We start from the raw sequence: 16,754 nt of genomic DNA, 5'->3' as shown, positions 1-16,754 counted from the left end.
GAACCATACGGCCCAAGCGCAGGACTGAATACAATGCATAGTCCGCCTTTCATGTTTGAACGTACAGGAATGGTCGATCCACTGGCCGAGGTCGTCACGCTGCTCCGCCCCAGTGCGCCGTTTGCCAAGGTGGCCACGGCCGCCGGGCGGTGGCGGGCGCGTCGCGCCGAGGCAGGCCGCCCGTTCTTCTGCGCCATCGTCGCGGGCGCGACGCGGCTGACGGTCGATGGGCACGAGCCCCTGGCGCTGGAGCAGGGTGACTTCGTCCTCGTTCCGGCCGCATTCGACTTCTCGGTGTCGAGCCTCGAGCCGCCGGCGGACGACGAGGAAACGGCCTACGTCTTCCGCCCCGACGGCGAGATCCGGCACGGCGACCCGGACGCGCCGCCCGACGTGCGGATGCTGGTCGGCTACTGCATGTTCGCGTCTCCGGACGCGCGGCTGCTGGTATCGCTGCTGCCGCAGCTCGTGCACGTGCGCGGTGAGCCGACGCTCACCACGCTCGTGTCGCTCGTCCACGCCGAGTTCCGTGCCCAGCGCCCGGCGCGCAACGTCGTGCTATCCCGCCTGCTGGACGTGCTGCTGATCGAGGCGCTTCGCTCGGCGCCGGGGCACGCGGCCTCGCCCGGCCTCGTCCGTGGCCTCGCCGACGAGCGGCTGGCGGTGGCGATTCGGCGGATGCACGAGCAGCCGACCGTATCGTGGACCGTCGCTGAACTCGCGCGCGAGGCCGCAATGTCCCGGTCGGCGTTCTTCGCCCGGTTCAGCCGACTGGTGGGCGTGACGCCGATGGACTACCTGCTTGGGTGGCGCATCGCACTCGCGAAGCGCCTGCTCAGCCGCGACGGCGCGACGGTCGCCGACGTCGCAGCGCGTGTCGGGTACGGCTCGGCCAGCGCGTTCAGCGTCGCATTCACTCGCCATGTCGGCCAGCCGCCCGCGCACTTTGCGCGCCGCGATCGATCCGTCAAGCGGGTGTCGCTCACCTAGAAACTTCGGTACGACCGGTTTGTTCGCCGCTAGCGTTGTGAAATCCCGTTAGCCGTAACCGCATTACAGAAAGCTGCGGCCACGGGTCGAAGAATTATAGGAACCCACTATAACTTTTCATACCTGCGGCCTACGTCCTGATCCACCTGTCCAGGGGGGCGATTCACGCTGGTGCAACTGAGGTAGAGAGCGTGTAAGGATGTATCGCCGCCCTTCGGTCGAGTACGAGCTTCTCAGCAAGTGAGGTTCGGGTTCGCCATTTCGTTGTCAATGTCCGTGCAGTTCACGCTTAACGCTGATAGTTCAGGCTTTGTTTGGCGGGTTCGCGCTATTCGTTGACCTAGCCAGTTGCCGCCTCACGTGGTTACGTCAGCGCCCTCAAGCTCACCCATCACTTTCACAGCCCGGCGCAGGTCTTTGTTTTTGAACACCTTTTAGACCTCAAGCTGTGTTTCAAACCAGCGCTAAGTCTTTGATTCGATTGACTTTTCTTTTGATTTCGTTGACCGGTGGCTCGGCAATCCGTTAAAGTAGCGCAAGGTGCACTTTTCTGGGTTTTTGTGGCAAACATCGTGTTTCAGGGGCCGGCGGCTCTGACGTTGGACGGCAAGGGGCGAATTGCCGTGCCGGCGCGTCACCGCGAGCTGCTGACCGCGATGGGCTGCAACCAGCTGACGATCACGAAGCACCCCGAGGGCTCGCTGATGATCTTTCCGCGCCCGGCGTGGGAAACCTTCCGCGACAAGGTCTCGGCGCTGCCGATGGAAGCGGCGGGCTGGAAGCGGGTGTTCCTCGGCAACGCGATGGACGTCGAGATCGACGGCTCCAACCGCGTGCTGATCGCGCCCGAGCTGCGCCAGTCGGCCGGCCTGGTGCGCGATGTGATGCTGATCGGCATGGGCAGCCACTTCGAGCTGTGGGACGCCGCGCGCCACGCCGAACACGAAGCCAAGGTCATGCAGTCCGAGATGCCCGAGTCGCTGAAGAGCTTCAGCTTCTGACCGTCCAGCTGCATGAACCCCGAAGGCGCCCGCCCGCACACGACCGTGCTGCTGAACGAAGCGGTGGACGCGCTCGTCACCTCGCCGGACGGCATCTACGTCGACGGCACCTACGGCCGCGGCGGGCATTCCCGGCTGCTGCTGTCGCGCCTGTCGCCGAAGGGAAGGTTGGTGGCGATCGACCGGGACCTCGATGCCATTGCGGCAGCGACCTCAGGCGAAACGCGGGTGACTGACCCGCGTTTTTCCATTCATCACACCTCTTTTGCACACATGGTGCCCACGCTGGCGGCGCTGGGCATCGACAAGGTCGACGGGCTGCTGCTCGACCTGGGCGTCTCGTCGCCGCAGATCGACGACCCCGAGCGCGGCTTCAGCTTCCGCTTCGACGGGCCCCTGGACATGCGCATGGACACGACCCGCGGCGAGAGCGCGGCGGATTTCCTTTCCCGCGCCGACGTGCGCCAACTGACGGAGGTGATACGTGACTATGGGGAAGAACGGTTTGCTCTACAGGTTGCAAAGGCGCTTGTTGCTCGGCGCGAAAGCGGGAACCCTGTTCGAACCACAGGGGAGCTTTCCAGTGTCGTGGCTGGTGCGGTCAAGACCCGCGAAGCGGGCCAGAACCCTGCAACGCGCACATTTCAAGCTCTTCGGATTTTCGTCAACGCCGAGCTTGAGGAGCTCGAACAAGGCCTGAGTGCGGCGATCGACCTGCTGGCCCCGGGCGGCCGGCTGGTCGTGATCAGCTTCCATTCTCTGGAAGACCGGATCGTCAAGACCTTCATCGCGCGCGAGAGCAAGCACGTGTTCGACCGCCGCGCCCCGTTCGCGGAACCGAAGGCGATGCGGCTGAACGCGCTCGGCCGCGTCAAGCCCGGCGATGACGAGGTGCGCGCCAACCCGCGCGCGCGTTCGGCGGTGATGCGCGTCGCCGAACGGACCGAGGTGGCGGCATGACGCGGCTCAACGTGTTGTTGCTGATCGCGCTGATCTGCAGCTCGGTCTACCTCGTCCACGTCTCGCACGAATCGCGCCGCTTGTTCGCCGAGCTCGACCGGGCGCGCAGCGAGGAGCGGCTGCTGGACAACGAGTTCGAGCGCCTGAAGTCCGACAAGCAGTCGCAGGCCACGCCGCTGCGGGTCGAGAAGACCGCGCGCGACAAGCTGGCGATGCGCACCGCGACGCCGGCCGTCACGCAATACATCAGCCGCGCGCTCCCGGCGAGCGCGGCGGGGGAGGCCAAGTGAGCTGGCTCGACAAGATCAAGGGAGCCCCGTCCGGCAAGGCCGGCGGCGCGCGCCGCGGCAGCGTGCAGGCGCGCGGGACCGGCGCCAACGTGCGCGCGGTCACCTACTCGACCAGCCCGCTGCTGGCCTCGAAGACGCCGCCGTGGCGCTCCAAGTTCCTGGTCGCGGTGGTCGGCCTGAGCTTTTGCGGCCTGCTCGGCCGCGCGCTCTACGTGCAGGTGATCGGCACCGAGTTCTTCCAGCGCCAGGGCGAGATCCGCTACGCGCGCACGCTCGAGCTGCCGGCCAGCCGCGGCCGCATCCTCGACCGCAATGGGTTGATCCTGGCGTCGAGCGTGCCGGCGGCCTCGCTGTGGGCCATCCCGAAGGACCTGGACGCCGACCCGGCGCAACGCAAGCAGCTCGCGCGCCTGCTCGGCATGACGAGCAAGGAGCTCGCCGACAAGCTCGACGACAACCAGAACTTCGTCTGGCTGCGCCGCCAGGCCGACGACCAGGTCGCCAAGGACGTGCTCGCGCTCGGCCTGAAGGGCGTGCACCAGGTGCGTGAATACAAGCGCAAGTACCCGGAAGGCGAAGCCGCCACGCACGTCGTCGGCTTCACGAACGTGGAAGACCACGGCCAGGAAGGCATCGAGCTCGCGCACGAGAAAGACCTGCTCGGCCGGGCCGGCACGCGCCGCGTCATCAAGGACCGGCTCGGCCGCGTCGTCGAGGACATCGGCGACAGCGTCGTGCCGGTCGACGGCCGCGACATCGACCTGAGCATCGACTCCAAGGTCCAGTTCTTCGCCTACCAGCGCATCCGCGACGCCGTGGCCGAGAACAAGGCCAAGGCCGGCAGCGTGGTGGTGCTCGATGCGCGCAGTGGCGAGGTGCTGGCGCTGGCCAACTTCCCGAGCTACACGCCGGGCGACCGCCGCAACCTGACCGGCGCGCAGCTGCGCAACCGCGCGCTGACCGACACCTTCGAGCCCGGCTCGACCGTCAAGCCCTTCATCGCCGCCTGGGCGCTGGAGACCAACCGCGTCAAGCCCGAGACGCTGATCCACACCGCGCCGGGCCGGGTCGCGATGGGCGGCTTCGTGATCAGCGATTCGCACCCGCACGGCGACCTGACGGTCTCGCAGGTGATCCAGAAATCGAGCAACATCGGCTCGATGCGGATGGGCCTGATGTTCCAGCCGCGCGAGATGTGGGAGCTTTACACCCAGGTCGGCTTCGGCCAGAAGCCGCAGCTCGGTTTCCCGGGCGCGGTGACCGGGCGGCTGCGGGCCTACAAGACCTGGCGCCCGGTCGAGCAGGCGACGATGAGCTACGGCTACGGTCTGTCGGCCTCGCTGTTCCAGATCGCCCACGCCTACACCGTGTTCGCGCACGACGGCGAGATGATCCCGGTCACGCTGACCAAGAGCACCGCGGTCGGCGAGGACGCGCGGGTCAGCGGCCTGCGCGTGATCTCGCCCCACACCGCGAAGACGGTGCGCGAGATGCTCGCGCTGGTCACGCTGCCGGGCGGCACCGCACCGAAGGCGCAGACCATCGGCTACTCGGTCGGCGGCAAGTCGGGCACCGCGTACAAGCAGGAGGGCAAGGGCTACGCGGTCAAGAAGTACCGCTCCTGGTTCGTCGGCCTGGCGCCGATCAGCAACCCGCGCATCATCGTCGCGGTGATGGTCGACGAGCCGAGCAACGGCAAGTGGTACGGCGGCGACGTGGCCGCCCCGGTGTTCAGCGATCTCGTGCAGCAGACGCTGCGCACGCTGAACGTGCAGCCCGATCTGGACGTGAAGACCCAGATCATCGCGAAGGATGTACCGGCCGAGGAGGAGAGCTTCTGATGGCGCTGCGCCAACTCGCCTCGATCGACGCCGCGCTGGTCTGGCTCGCCGAACGCGGCGTGCGCACGCTCGCGACCGACAGCCGGCAGGTCGCCGCGGGCGATGCGTTCATCGCGTGGCCCGGTTACGCGGTCGACGGTCGCCAGTTCGTGCCGCAGGCGCTGAGCGCCGGCGCGAGCGCGTGCCTGGTCGAGGCCGAGGGCGCCGAGTCGTTCGACGGGCTCGACCGCGCCGAAGTCGCCGCGTTGCACGGCCTGAAGGCGGCCACGGGCCCGCTCGCGAGCGCCTTCATGGGCACGCCGAGCGCGCAGCTCGACGTGGTCGCGGTGACCGGCACCAACGGCAAGACCTCCACCGCGTGGTGGGTGGCGCAGGCGCTCAGCTCGGTGGGCCGGCGCTGCGGCGTGATCGGCACGCTCGGCGTCGGCGAGCCGCCGTCGCCGCTGCAACCCGCCGCGATGGACTTCACCGGCATGACGACGCCGGGCCCGGTCACGGTGCAGGCGGGGTTCAAGCGCTTCGCCGACGCGGGCCTCAAAGCCTGCGCGATCGAAGCCACCTCGATCGGCCTGCAGGAGCATCGCCTCGCCGGCACGCAGATCGATGTCGCGCTGTTCACCAACCTGACGCTCGACCACCTCGACTACCACGGCTCGATGGACGCGTACCGCGACGCCAAGACGGCGCTGTTCGCCTGGCCCGGCCTGCGCGCCGCGGTCGTCAACATCGACGACGCGCACGGCGCGCAGATCGCGCGGTCGCTGAGCGGCGGCGCCATCGATCTGTGGACGTGCTCGGCGACCGGCCCCGCGCGGCTGCGCGCCTCGAACGTCGGCTACGACGCCGGCGGCCTGTGCTTCGACCTGCGCGAGAACGACGCGACCGTGGCCGTGAAGACGCAGATGATCGGCAGCTACAACGCCGAGAACCTGCTGGTGACGATCGGCGGGCTGCGCGCGTGCGGCGTGTCGCTGGTCGACGCCGCAGCCGCGTGTGCGCTGCTGACGCCGGTGCCGGGGCGCATGCAGCGCGTCGCTTCCGACGCGGCCGGCCCGCAGGTCGTCGTCGACTACGCCCACACGCCCGATGCGCTGGAGAAGGCGCTGCTCGCGCTGCAGCCGTTCGCGGCCGAGCGCGGCGGGCTGCTGTGGTGCGTGTTCGGTTGCGGCGGCAACCGCGACGCGGGCAAGCGGCCGCTGATGGGCGCGCTCGCGCAGCGGCTGGCGCAGCAGGTCGTGATCACCAGCGACAACCCGCGCAACGAGGCGCCGGCCTTCATCCTGCTGCAGATCGTTGCCGGGCTGGCCGGCTCGCAGGAGCGCGTCAAGGTCATCGAGGACCGCCGCGCGGCGATCGCGCACGCCGTGCGCAATGCGGGGCCGCGCGACGTGATCCTGGTCGCCGGCAAGGGCCACGAGGACTATCAGGAAATCAAGGGCGTCAAGCACCACTTCTCGGATGTGGAAGAGGCGGGCGCCGCGCTGCGCGTGCGCCAGGGGGCCGCCGCATGATGACGCTTGCACAGGCCCAAGCGCTGCTGCCGGCGTCGACGCTGGTCGGCGATGGCGCGATCGAAGTGCTGCGCGTGCACAGCGACACCCGCAGCCTGCAGCCGGGCGATCTGTTCGTCGCGCTCAGGGGCGAGAACTTCGACGCGCACGATTTCCTCGCGCAGGCGAAGGCGAGCGGCGCGGCGGCGGCGCTGGCCGAGCGCGGTCTGGCCGAGGCCGGGCTGCCGGGCCTGCAGGTCGCCGACACGCAAGCCGCGCTGACGGCGCTCGCGCACGCCTGGCGCCAGCGCTTCCACCTGCCGCTGATCGCCGTCACCGGCAGCAACGGCAAGACCACGGTCACGCAGATGATCGCGTCCATCCTGCGCGCCTGGCTCGGCGACGCGGCGTTCGCGACCGCCGGCAACCTGAACAACCACATCGGCGTGCCGCTGACGCTGCTGCGGCTGCGCCAGGACGACGTCGCGTGGCACCGCGCCGGCGTCGTCGAGCTCGGCATGAATCACCCCGGCGAGATCGCCGCGCTGGCCGCGCTGACCGCGCCGACCGTCGCCCTGGTCAACAACGCGCAGCGCGAACACCAGGAGTTCATGGCCAGCGTCGAGGCGGTCGCGCACGAGAACGGCGCGGTGATCGCGGCGCTCGGTGCGTCCGGCACCGCGGTGTTCCCGGCCGACGACGAACACGCGCCGATCTGGCATCGGCTCGCCGGCAACCGGCCGACGTTGACCTTCGCGCTCGAGGGCGCGGCCGATGTGACCTGCCATGCGGAGTGGGTGGGCGATCACTGGGCGTTGCTGTTGCAGACGCCGGCCGGCGCATCCACGATTCAGCTGCAAGTCGCCGGCTGGCACAACGTGAAGAACGCGCTCGCCGCCACCGCCTGCGCGCTGGCCGCCGGGTGCACGCTCGAGGCGATCCGCCGCGGGCTCGAAGCCTTCGCGCCGGTCAAGGGCCGCTCGCAGGTCAAGCGCTTCCAGCGCGGCAGCCAGTCGGTCACGCTGATCGACGACACCTACAACGCCAACCCGGACTCGGTGCGGGCCGCGATCGAGGTGCTCGCGTCGCTGCCCGGCCCGCGCTGGCTGGTGCTCGGTGACATGGGCGAGGTCGGCGACAACGGCCCGGCGTTCCACACCGAGGTCGGCGCGTTCGCGAAGGCGCGCGGCATCGACGCGCTGTGGACCGTCGGCAGCGCCAGCACGCACGCCGCGGCGGCATTCCCCGGCGCGCGCCATTTCGACGACATGGCGAGCCTGCTCGCCGCGCTGCCCCAGGCCCCGGCCTGCGCGGCGGTCGTCGTCAAGGGCTCGCGCTTCATGAAGACAGAACAGGTCGTCGCAGCGCTGCTCGCGGCCGGAGAATCCCATGCTGCTTAGCCTGGCCAACTGGCTGCAGACGCTGTCGCCGGAGTTCGGCTTCTTCCGCGTGTTCCAGTACCTGACCTTCCGCGCGGTGATGGCGGCGATGACCTCGATGCTGATCGGCCTGGCGTTCGGGCCGTGGGTGATCGCGCGGCTCACGTCGCTGAAGATCGGCCAGCCGGTGCGCGCCTACGGCGTCGAATCGCATCTGGCGAAGAGCGGGACGCCGACGATGGGCGGCGTGCTCATCCTGATCGGCATCGGCGTCTCGACGCTGCTGTGGTTCGACTGGACCAACCGTTTCGTCTGGATCGTGATGCTGGTGACGGTCGGCTTCGGCGCGATCGGCTGGGTCGACGACTGGCGCAAGGTGGTGCAGAAAAACCCGGAGGGCATGCCCTCGGGCGAGAAGTATTTCTGGCAGTCGGTGATCGGGCTGGTCGCGGCGCTCTACCTCGCGTTCTCGGTCAGCGAGACCTCGAACCTGCGCGTACTCGAACTCTTCATCCGCTGGGTGCAGAGCGGCTTCGCGAACGAGCTGCCGCCCAAGGCCGACCTGATGGTGCCGTTCTTCAAGACCATCAGCTACCCGCTCGGCGTGTTCGGCTTCATCGGCCTGACCTACTTCGTGATCGTCGGCGCGAGCAACGCGGTCAACCTGACCGACGGGCTCGACGGCCTGGCGATCATGCCGGTCGTGATGGTCGGCTCGGCGCTCGGCATCTTCGCGTACATCACCGGCAGTTCGGTCTACAGCAAGTACCTGCTGTTCCCGTACATCCCGGGCGCCGGCGAACTGCTGATCTTCTGCGCCGCGCTGGCCGGCGCGGGCCTGGCCTTCCTGTGGTTCAACACGCACCCGGCGCAGGTGTTCATGGGCGACGTGGGCGCGTTGTCTCTTGGAGGAGCGTTGGGCACGATCGCGGTGATCACGCGCCAGGAGATCGTGCTCGGGATCATGGGCGGCGTGTTCGTCGCCGAGGCGCTGTCGGTGATGCTGCAGGTGAGCTGGTTCAAGTACACCAAGAAGCGCTACGGCACCGGCCGGCGCATCCTGAAGATGGCGCCGCTGCACCACCACTTCGAGAAATCGGGCTGGAAGGAGACGCAGGTCGTCGTGCGGTTCTGGATCGTCACGATGCTGCTGTGCCTGATCGGCCTGGCGAGCCTCAAACTTCGCTGAAGCCGCGCTGAAGATGGACTACCTCAAGGACACGACCGTTCTCGTGCTCGGCCTCGGCGAATCCGGCCTCGCGATGGCGCGCTGGTGCGCGCGCTTCGGTGCCGACGTGCGGGTCTGGGATTCGCGCGAGCAACCGGCGAACGCCGCCGCGCTGGCCGAGCACGTGCCGTCTGCGCAGTGGGTGCGCGGCCCGTTGACGGACGCCGCGTTCACCGGCGTCAAGCTGGTGCTGAAGAGCCCCGGCTTGTCGCCGCAGGACGAGCGCATCGCCGCGCCGCTGAACCGCGCCGCCGACATGGGCGTGCCGGTGCAGGGCGAGATCGCGCTGTTCGCGCAGGCGCTGCAACGGTTGAAGGCGGAGCGCGGCTACGCGCCGAAGGTGATCGCGATCACCGGCACCAACGGCAAGACGACGACGACCGCGATGGCCGCGCAGCTGATCGCGCGCACCGGCAAGCGCGTGGCGATGGCGGGCAACATCGGGCCGACGATGTTGCAGACGCTGGCCGATGCGCTGGATCTGGAGCCCGTCCCGACGGTGCATCTCGTCGCCGACGCGCCGGCGCAGGCCGATGCCGACGACGTGACGCCCGAAGACATCGCGGACCTGCAGGCCCTCGACGGCGCCGCGGCGAACGATGGGGACGAGCCGGTCGACGACGCTGCGGCCGCCGCGCCGCCGCTGCCGGACGAGGATGCACCCGAGGCGATCGAACTCGCCCCGCCGCCACCCGCCGAGCCGGTGTTCGAGGTGCTGCCCGAAGTCTGGGTGCTCGAGCTGTCGAGCTTCCAGCTCGACGAGGCCCGCGGCTTCGAGCCCAGCGCGGCCGCGGTGCTGAACATCACGCAGGACCACCTGGACTGGCACGGCTCGATGTCCCACTACATCGCGTCGAAGGCACGCGTGTTCGGCAAGCAGGCGGTGATGGTGATCAACCGCGACGACCCGATGGTCGAGGCACTGGTACCGGCGCCCGAGATCGTCAAGGGCGCGAAAGGCAAGCGCGCGACGACCGTCGAGCGCCACGTGGTGCGCTTCGGCACCGGCGCGCCGACGCGGCCCGGCGATTTCGGCCTGATCGACGAGAACGGCATGACCTGGCTGGTGCGTGCCCGCGAGCTGGACGAGACGCTCAAGCGCAGCAAGGGCGGCAAGGGCACGCTCGCCGAACCCGAGGAACTGTCGATCCAGCGCCTGATGCCGGCCGACGCGCTGCGCGTGCGCGGCCGCCACAACGCCGCGAACGCGCTGGCCGCGCTCGCGCTCGCCACCGCGATCGGCTGCCCGCTCGCGCCGATGCTGCACGGCCTGCGCGAGTACACCGGCGAGCCGCACCGCGTGCAGTACATCGCTTCGCTCGACGGAGTCGACGCGTACGACGACAGCAAGGGCACGAACGTGGGCGCAACCGTGGCGGCGCTGAACGGGCTCGGCGCCGACAAGGCGCCGGCCAAGCTGGTCGTGATCCTCGGCGGCGACGGAAAGGGCCAGGACTTCGCGCCGCTGGCCGAGCCGGTGCGCCGCCACGCGCGCGCGGTCGCGACCATCGGCCGCGATGCCGCAACGATCGAGGCCGCGCTGGCCCATGCGGGCGTGCCGGTGCAGCGCCACGACACGCTGGAAGCGGCCGCGCGCTGGTCGTTCGAGCGCGCGCATGCCGGCGACGCCGTTCTGCTGAGCCCGGCCTGCGCCAGTCTGGACATGTTCCGCAACTACGGCCACCGGGCCGAGGTGTTCGTGAACGAGGTCCACGCGATCGTCGCCGACCACGGAGGGCTGGCGGCATGAGCGCCGTGATGAAGGAATCGCCGTCGCTGCGCGAGCGATTCGGCGCGTTGCTGCGCCGGCGCAGCGAAGCCGGCGATGCGAAGCGCGAGGGCCGGCCGATTCCGGTGCGCGACTGGATCAACGTCGGCCAGACGGGCACGCCGGCGCGCCTGCTCGGCTTCGACCAGGCGCTGGTGACGGTCACGATCGCGCTGCTCGCGCTCGGCATCGTGATGGTCTACAGCGCGACCGTCGCGCTGCCCGACAGCCCGAAGTTCGCGCGCTACGCGTCGACGTATTTCATGTCGCGCCAGATCCTGTTCGTCGCGGTCTCGCTGTTCGCCGCGCTGGTGACCGTGCAGATTCCCGTGAGCTTCTGGGAGAAGGCGTCGCCGTGGATCTTCGTCGTGTCGCTGCTGCTGCTGATCGTCGTGCTGATCCCCGGGATCGGCAAGGGCGTCAACGGCGCGAAGCGCTGGATCCCGCTGGGGGTGCTGAATTTCCAGCCCTCCGAACTCGCGAAGGTCGCGATCGCGATGTACGCGGCGAGCTACATGATGCGGAAGATGGACATCAAGGAGAAGTTCGTCCGCGCGGTGGCGCCGATGGCCGTCGCGCTCGGTGTCATCGGCCTGCTGCTGCTGGCGGAGCCCGACATGGGCGCGTTCATGGTGATCGCGGTGATCGCGATGGGCATCCTGTTCCTCGGCGGCGTCAACGGGCGGATGTTCTTCCTGAGCATCGGCGTGCTGGTTGGCGCGTTCGTGCTGATGATCCTGAGCAGCCCATGGCGCGCCGAGCGCATCCTGGCGTTCCTCAACCCGTGGGACCCGAAGTACGCGATGGGCAAGGGCTACCAGCTGACCCATTCGCTGATCGCGCTCGGCCGCGGCGAGATCTTCGGCCAGGGCCTGGGCGGGAGTGTCGAGAAGCTGCACTACCTGCCGGAGGCCCACACCGACTTCATGCTCGCCGTCATCGGCGAGGAGCTCGGCTTCATCGGCGTGGCCTGCGTGATCTTCGCGTTCTTCTGGATCTCCCGCCGGCTGTTCCACATCGGCCGCCAGGCGATCGCGCTCGACCGCGTGTTCGCCGGCCTGTACGCGCAGGGCATCGGCATCTGGATGGGCGGGCAGGCCTTCATCAACATGGGCGTGAACCTCGGGATCCTGCCGACCAAGGGCCTGACGCTGCCGCTGATGAGCTATGGCGGCTCGGCCATCGTGATGAACGTCGTCGCGCTCGCGATCGTGCTGCGGATCGACATCGAGAACCGGCAACTGATGCGCGGAGGCCGCGCATGAAGCACTTGCTCGTGATGGCGGCGGGGACTGGCGGACATGTGATCCCGGGGCTCGCGGTCGCGCGCGAGATGCAGGCGCGCGGCTGGAGCGTCAGCTGGCTCGGCACGCCGGCCGGCATGGAAAACAAGCTCGTGCCGCCCAGCGGCATCCCGATCGACACGATCACGTTCTCGGGCCTGCGCGGCAAGGGGTTGATGCACACGCTGACCGGCGGCTTCCGGCTGCTCGGCGCGTTCTGGAGCTGCCTGCGGATCATCCGCGCGCGCCGGACGACCGCGGTGCTCGGCATGGGCGGCTATGTCTGCTTCCCCGGCGGGCTGATGGCCTCGCTGCTGAGCAAGCCGCTGGTGCTGGTCAATGCCGACGCCTCGCTGCTGATGAGCAACCGTGCGTTGCTGCCGGTCGCCGATGCGGTCGCGTTCGGGTTCGACGGCGACGCTGCGCACCGCACGAAACACGCGGTCGTCACCGGCAATCCGGTGCGTGCCGAGATCGAGGCCCTGCCGGCGCCGGCGCAGCGCTACGCGAATCGCCAGGGCGCATTGCGCGTGCTGGTGGTCGGCGGCAGCCTCGGCGCGCGCGCACTCAACGAATGCGTGCCGCAGGCGCTGGCACTGCTCGACGCGGCGCAGCGCCCGATGGTCACGCACCAGACGGGGCAGGCGAACCTGGCGAGCGTGCAGGCGGCATATGCGGGCGTGGAGGTTGCCGCGCAGGTGCTGCCGTTCATCGACGACATGGCGGCGCAGCTCGCCGATTGCGACCTGATCGTCTGCCGCGCCGGCGCGGTGACCGTCAGCGAGCTGTGCGCCGCCGGCGTCCCGGCGGTGCTGGTGCCGCTGATCGTCAGCACGACCTCGCACCAGCGCGACAACGCCCAGTGGCTGGCCAGTCAGGGCGCGGGCATCCACCTGCCACAGAGCGAACTGTCGCCGCGCAAGCTGGCCGATCTGCTGTCGACGCTGACGCGCGAGGCGCTGTTGACGATGGCGACCAAGGCGCGTGCGCTGGCGAAGCCTAAAGCCGCGGCGCGCGTCGCGGATCAGATCGAAGGGTTGGTGCCCGCATGAAGCACGCCGTCAAGCACATCCACTTCGTCGATGGCCCACGAGGCCCGACGAAGGCTCGCGGCGTCTTGGGGACTGCCGCATGAAGCACGCCGTCAAGCACATCCACTTCGTCGGGGTCGGCGGCGCCGGCATGAGCGGCATTGCCGAGATCCTGCACAACCTCGGCTATGTCGTGTCCGGTTCGGACCAGCATGAAAGCGGCACGACGCAGCGGCTGGCATCGCTGGGCATCCGCATCGCGATCGGCCATGCGGCGGAGAACATCGCCGGCGCCGAAGCGGTGGTCACATCGACCGCCGTCGGCGCCAGCAACCCCGAGGTGCTCGCCGCACGCGCGAAGCGCGTGCCGGTCGTGCCGCGCGCGGTGATGCTGGCGGAACTGATGCGACTGAAGTCCGGCATCGCGATCGCCGGCACGCACGGCAAGACGACGACCACCTCGCTGGTCACCAGCGTGCTCGCCGAAGCCGGCGTCGATCCCACCTTCGTGATCGGCGGCAAGCTGAACGCGGCCGGCGCGAACTCGCGCCTCGGCTCGGGCGACTACATCGTCGTCGAAGCGGACGAATCGGACGCCTCGTTCCTGAACCTGCTGCCGGTGATGGCGGTCGTCACGAACATCGACGCCGACCACATGGACACCTACGGCCACGACTTCGCGAAGCTGAAGTCGGCCTTCGTCGAGTTCATCCACCGCATGCCGTTCTACGGCGCTGCGATCCTGTGCAGCGACGACGCTGGCGTGCGCTCGATCATGCCGATGATCTCGCGCCCGGTCGTGACCTACGGCTTCGGCGAGGACGCGATGGTGCGGGCGGTCGACGTCGAGGCGCACGCGGGCACGATGCAGTTCACGGTGCGTCGCCGCAACGGCGTGCAGATGCCGGACCTGCGCGTCACGCTGAATCTTCCCGGTGACCACAACGTGCTCAACGCGCTCGCCGCGATCGCGGTGGCGACCGAACTCGAACTGCCCGACGCGCCGGTCGTCAAGGGACTGGCCGAATTCACCGGCGTCGGCCGCCGCTTCCAGCGCTACGGCGAGCAGCCGAGCAGTGACGGCGGCACGTTCACGCTGATCGACGACTACGGCCACCACCCGGTCGAGATGGCCGCGACGCTCGCCGCCGCGCGCGGCGCGTTCCCGGGCCGCCGGCTGGTGCTGGCGTTCCAGCCGCACCGCTACACACGGACGCGCGACTGCTTCGAGGACTTCGTCAAGGTGCTCGGCACTGCCGATCTGGTGCTGCTGTCCGAGGTCTACGCGGCCGGCGAGGCGCCGATCGTCGCGGCCGATGGCCGGGCGCTGGCGCGCGCGCTGCGCGTGGCCGGCAAGGTCGATCCGGTGTTCGTGGACGAGATCGGCCTGATGGCAAGCGCCGTGCTCGAGCAGGCCCGGGACGGTGATGTCGTGATCGCGATGGGCGCCGGTTCGATCGGATCGATCGCGGGTCAGGTGGCCGACGCAGCAGGAGATCGCTCATGAGCGAGCGCGCCTTGCCGACACATCACGAATACGGCGTGCTCGACGGCTGGCGCGGCATCAGCATCGCGCTGGTGCTGCTCGGCCACCTGTTTCCGCTCAGCCCCAAGGCCTGGCAGATGAACGAGGCCGTGGCGGCCAGCGGCATGGCGCTGTTCTTCACGTTGTCGGGCTTCCTGATCACGACCTTCCTGCTGCGCGACCAGAACATCGCCGTGTTCCTCATCCGTCGATTCTTCCGGATCGTGCCGCTGGCCTGGGTGTTCAGTGCGATCACGCTCGCGATCGTCGGCACGGACCTGGCGCACTGGGCCGCGCACTTCCTCTTCTATGCCAACAACCCGCCGTTCTTCTTGCTCGATCCGACTGCGCACCTGTGGAGCCTGTGCGTGGAGGTCCAGTTCTATCTGGGCATCGCATTGATCGTCGGTTTGCTGGGCAAACGCGGGCTGATGCTGATTCCGGTGCTGTGTCTGGTCGTCACCATCCTGCGCGTCGTCGATGGGGTGCACGTCTCGATCGTGACCTGGTATCGCGTCGACGAGATCCTCGCGGGCGGCATCCTGGCACTCGGGCTGCACAGTGGACGGCGCCCGCCATCCTTCCTGGTGACCTGGCCGATCACGCTCATGCTCGCCGCCCTGCTGCTGGCTTCTGCCCACCCGCTGGGCGGATCGATCAGCTACTTGCGGCCTTACCTGGCCGCAACGCTCGTCGGCACCACGCTGTTCAATCCGAACACGGTACTGGGGCGCGCCTTGCTGTGTGCGCCGCTCGCGTACCTGGCCAAGCTGTCCTATGCGCTGTACGTCATCCACGGCGGTTTGACGTCCACCTGGCTGGCCAGCGGTGACACGCTCGTCAAGTACCTGAAGCGGCCGCTGATGTTGGCGGTGACGTTCGGTCTCGCCCACCTGTCGACGACGCAACTGGAGGCGCGCTGCATTGCACTCGGCAAGACCCTGTCGGACCGCGTGCGCGTGCGCCAGAGGAAAGGAATCGCATGAACACCGCCGCAAACCTCGGCAAGGTCGCCGTGCCTGACCTTGGAAAGGTCGCTGTGCTCCTCGGCGGCACCTCGGCCGAGCGCGAGATCTCGCTGATGTCGGGCAACGGCGTGCTGGCCGCGCTGCGTTCGAAAGGCGTCGACGCGCACCCGTTCGACCCGGCCGAGCGCGAGCTGGTCGAATTGAAGCGCGACGGCTTCGCGCGCTGCTTCATCGCGCTGCACGGCCGCCACGGCGAGGACGGCTCGCTGCAGGGCGCGCTCGAGCTGCTCGGCATCCCTTACACCGGCTCGGGCGTGCTCGCGTCGGCGATCGCGATGGACAAGGTGATGACCAAGCGCGTCTGGCTCGCCGAGGGCCTGCCGACGCCACGCTACGTGTGGCTCGCGCCCGAACGGCGCGGCCGCGAGCGGGTGCGCACGGTGCCCGACGAACTGGGCCTGCCGCTGATCGTGAAGCCGCCGCGCGAGGGTTCGTCGATCGGCATCACCAAGGTCGCCGGCTATTCGCAGATGCAGGGCGCGGTCGAACTCGCCGCGCAGTACGACGCCGACGTGCTGTGCGAGGAGTTCATCGAGGGCGAGGAAGTGACCTGCCCGGTGCTCGGCCACGGCGAGGCGGCGCACGCGCTGCCGGTCGTCAAGATCGTCGCGCCCGAAGGCGCGTACGACTACCAGAACAAGTACTTCACCGACGTCGTCGACTACCGCGTGCCGAGCGGCCTGCCCGAGGCCGAGGAGCGCGAGATCCAGCGCATCGTCGTGCAGGCCTACCGCACGCTCGGCTGCCGCGGCTGGGGCCGCGCGGACCTGATGATCCGCGCCAGCGACCGCAAGGCCTTTCTGCTCGAGATGAACACCTCGCCGGGCATGACCTCGCATTCGCTGGTGCCGAAGTCGGCCGCGGCTGCCGGGTTGAGCTACGAAGACCTGTGCGTGCAGATTCTCTCGACCGCGGCGCTGGACGCCACCCGCTGAACGAC

Annotated in this window: 14 protein-coding genes; all 14 read left to right on the top strand. The window is 69.0% G+C overall.

The features are described 5' to 3' along the window. Positions 1-69: 69 nt before the first annotated feature. The 14 genes from ASC76_RS10130 to ASC76_RS10065 all read left to right on the top strand — a co-directional run bounded on the left by ASC76_RS10130 (position 70) and on the right by ASC76_RS10065 (position 16,749). Positions 70-990, top strand: a complete 921-nt coding sequence (locus tag ASC76_RS10130) for an AraC family transcriptional regulator (RefSeq protein ID WP_056465167.1) — start codon at positions 70-72, stop codon at positions 988-990. A gap of 560 nt (positions 991-1,550) precedes the next feature. Continuing rightward, positions 1,551-1,991 carry a division/cell wall cluster transcriptional repressor MraZ gene (gene mraZ / locus ASC76_RS10125; protein ID WP_200947123.1) on the top strand — a complete coding sequence of 147 codons (441 nt, stop codon included), beginning with the start codon at positions 1,551-1,553 and terminating at the stop codon, positions 1,989-1,991. A 12-nt stretch (positions 1,992-2,003) separates the two neighbouring features. After that, positions 2,004-2,951 carry a 16S rRNA (cytosine(1402)-N(4))-methyltransferase RsmH gene (gene rsmH, locus ASC76_RS10120; protein ID WP_056465166.1) on the top strand — a complete coding sequence of 316 codons (948 nt, stop codon included), beginning with the start codon at positions 2,004-2,006 and terminating at the stop codon, positions 2,949-2,951. Next, positions 2,948-3,241 carry a cell division protein FtsL gene (ftsL, locus tag ASC76_RS10115; protein ID WP_056465165.1) on the top strand — a complete coding sequence of 98 codons (294 nt, stop codon included), beginning with the start codon at positions 2,948-2,950 and terminating at the stop codon, positions 3,239-3,241. Before rsmH ends, ftsL begins: the two co-directional genes overlap by 4 nt. Before the next feature lie 62 nt (positions 3,242-3,303). After that, positions 3,304-5,082, top strand: coding sequence for a penicillin-binding protein 2 (locus ASC76_RS10110; RefSeq protein ID WP_200947158.1), 1,779 nt, complete (start codon positions 3,304-3,306; stop codon positions 5,080-5,082). Further along, positions 5,082-6,593, top strand: coding sequence for a UDP-N-acetylmuramoyl-L-alanyl-D-glutamate--2,6-diaminopimelate ligase (locus ASC76_RS10105; protein WP_200947122.1), 1,512 nt, complete (start codon positions 5,082-5,084; stop codon positions 6,591-6,593). The genes ASC76_RS10110 and ASC76_RS10105 overlap by 1 nt, the downstream gene beginning before the upstream one ends. Continuing rightward, entirely contained in the window at positions 6,590-7,972 is a 1,383-nt protein-coding gene (gene murF, locus ASC76_RS10100; RefSeq protein WP_056465164.1) for a UDP-N-acetylmuramoyl-tripeptide--D-alanyl-D-alanine ligase, read from the top strand. Before ASC76_RS10105 ends, murF begins: the two co-directional genes overlap by 4 nt. Then, positions 7,962-9,140: a phospho-N-acetylmuramoyl-pentapeptide-transferase gene (gene mraY / locus ASC76_RS10095; protein ID WP_056465163.1), complete on the top strand. Its 1,179-nt coding sequence runs from the start codon at positions 7,962-7,964 to the stop codon at positions 9,138-9,140. Before murF ends, mraY begins: the two co-directional genes overlap by 11 nt. 13 nt (positions 9,141-9,153) lie before the next feature. After that, the gene (murD, locus tag ASC76_RS10090) at positions 9,154-10,929 is read left to right on the top strand and encodes a UDP-N-acetylmuramoyl-L-alanine--D-glutamate ligase (RefSeq protein ID WP_056465162.1); all 1,776 of its coding nucleotides are present in this window, start codon (positions 9,154-9,156) and stop codon (positions 10,927-10,929) included. Continuing rightward, on the top strand, positions 10,926-12,212 hold the full coding sequence (gene ftsW / locus ASC76_RS10085; RefSeq protein ID WP_235580402.1) for a putative lipid II flippase FtsW: 1,287 nt from the start codon (positions 10,926-10,928) through the stop codon (positions 12,210-12,212). The genes murD and ftsW overlap by 4 nt, the downstream gene beginning before the upstream one ends. After that, the gene (gene murG / locus ASC76_RS10080; protein ID WP_056465161.1) at positions 12,209-13,282 is read left to right on the top strand and encodes an undecaprenyldiphospho-muramoylpentapeptide beta-N-acetylglucosaminyltransferase; all 1,074 of its coding nucleotides are present in this window, start codon (positions 12,209-12,211) and stop codon (positions 13,280-13,282) included. The genes ftsW and murG overlap by 4 nt, the downstream gene beginning before the upstream one ends. Positions 13,283-13,361: 79 nt before the next feature. After that, a complete protein-coding gene (gene murC, locus ASC76_RS10075) occupies positions 13,362-14,768 on the top strand; it encodes a UDP-N-acetylmuramate--L-alanine ligase (protein WP_056465160.1) in 1,407 nt (468 codons plus the stop codon). Beyond that, the gene (locus tag ASC76_RS10070; protein WP_056465159.1) at positions 14,765-15,772 is read left to right on the top strand and encodes an acyltransferase; all 1,008 of its coding nucleotides are present in this window, start codon (positions 14,765-14,767) and stop codon (positions 15,770-15,772) included. The genes murC and ASC76_RS10070 overlap by 4 nt, the downstream gene beginning before the upstream one ends. After that, positions 15,769-16,749 carry a D-alanine--D-alanine ligase gene (locus ASC76_RS10065; RefSeq protein ID WP_056465158.1) on the top strand — a complete coding sequence of 327 codons (981 nt, stop codon included), beginning with the start codon at positions 15,769-15,771 and terminating at the stop codon, positions 16,747-16,749. The genes ASC76_RS10070 and ASC76_RS10065 overlap by 4 nt, the downstream gene beginning before the upstream one ends. Positions 16,750-16,754 lie beyond the last annotated feature (5 nt).

This window comes from Rhizobacter sp. Root404 (assembly GCF_001425865.1).
In the GTDB taxonomy this organism is placed as follows: Bacteria; Pseudomonadota; Gammaproteobacteria; order Burkholderiales; family Burkholderiaceae_C; genus LMDS01.
The sequence above is the reverse complement of the archived record's forward strand: the minus strand, read 5'-3'. Positions and strand labels throughout refer to the sequence as shown.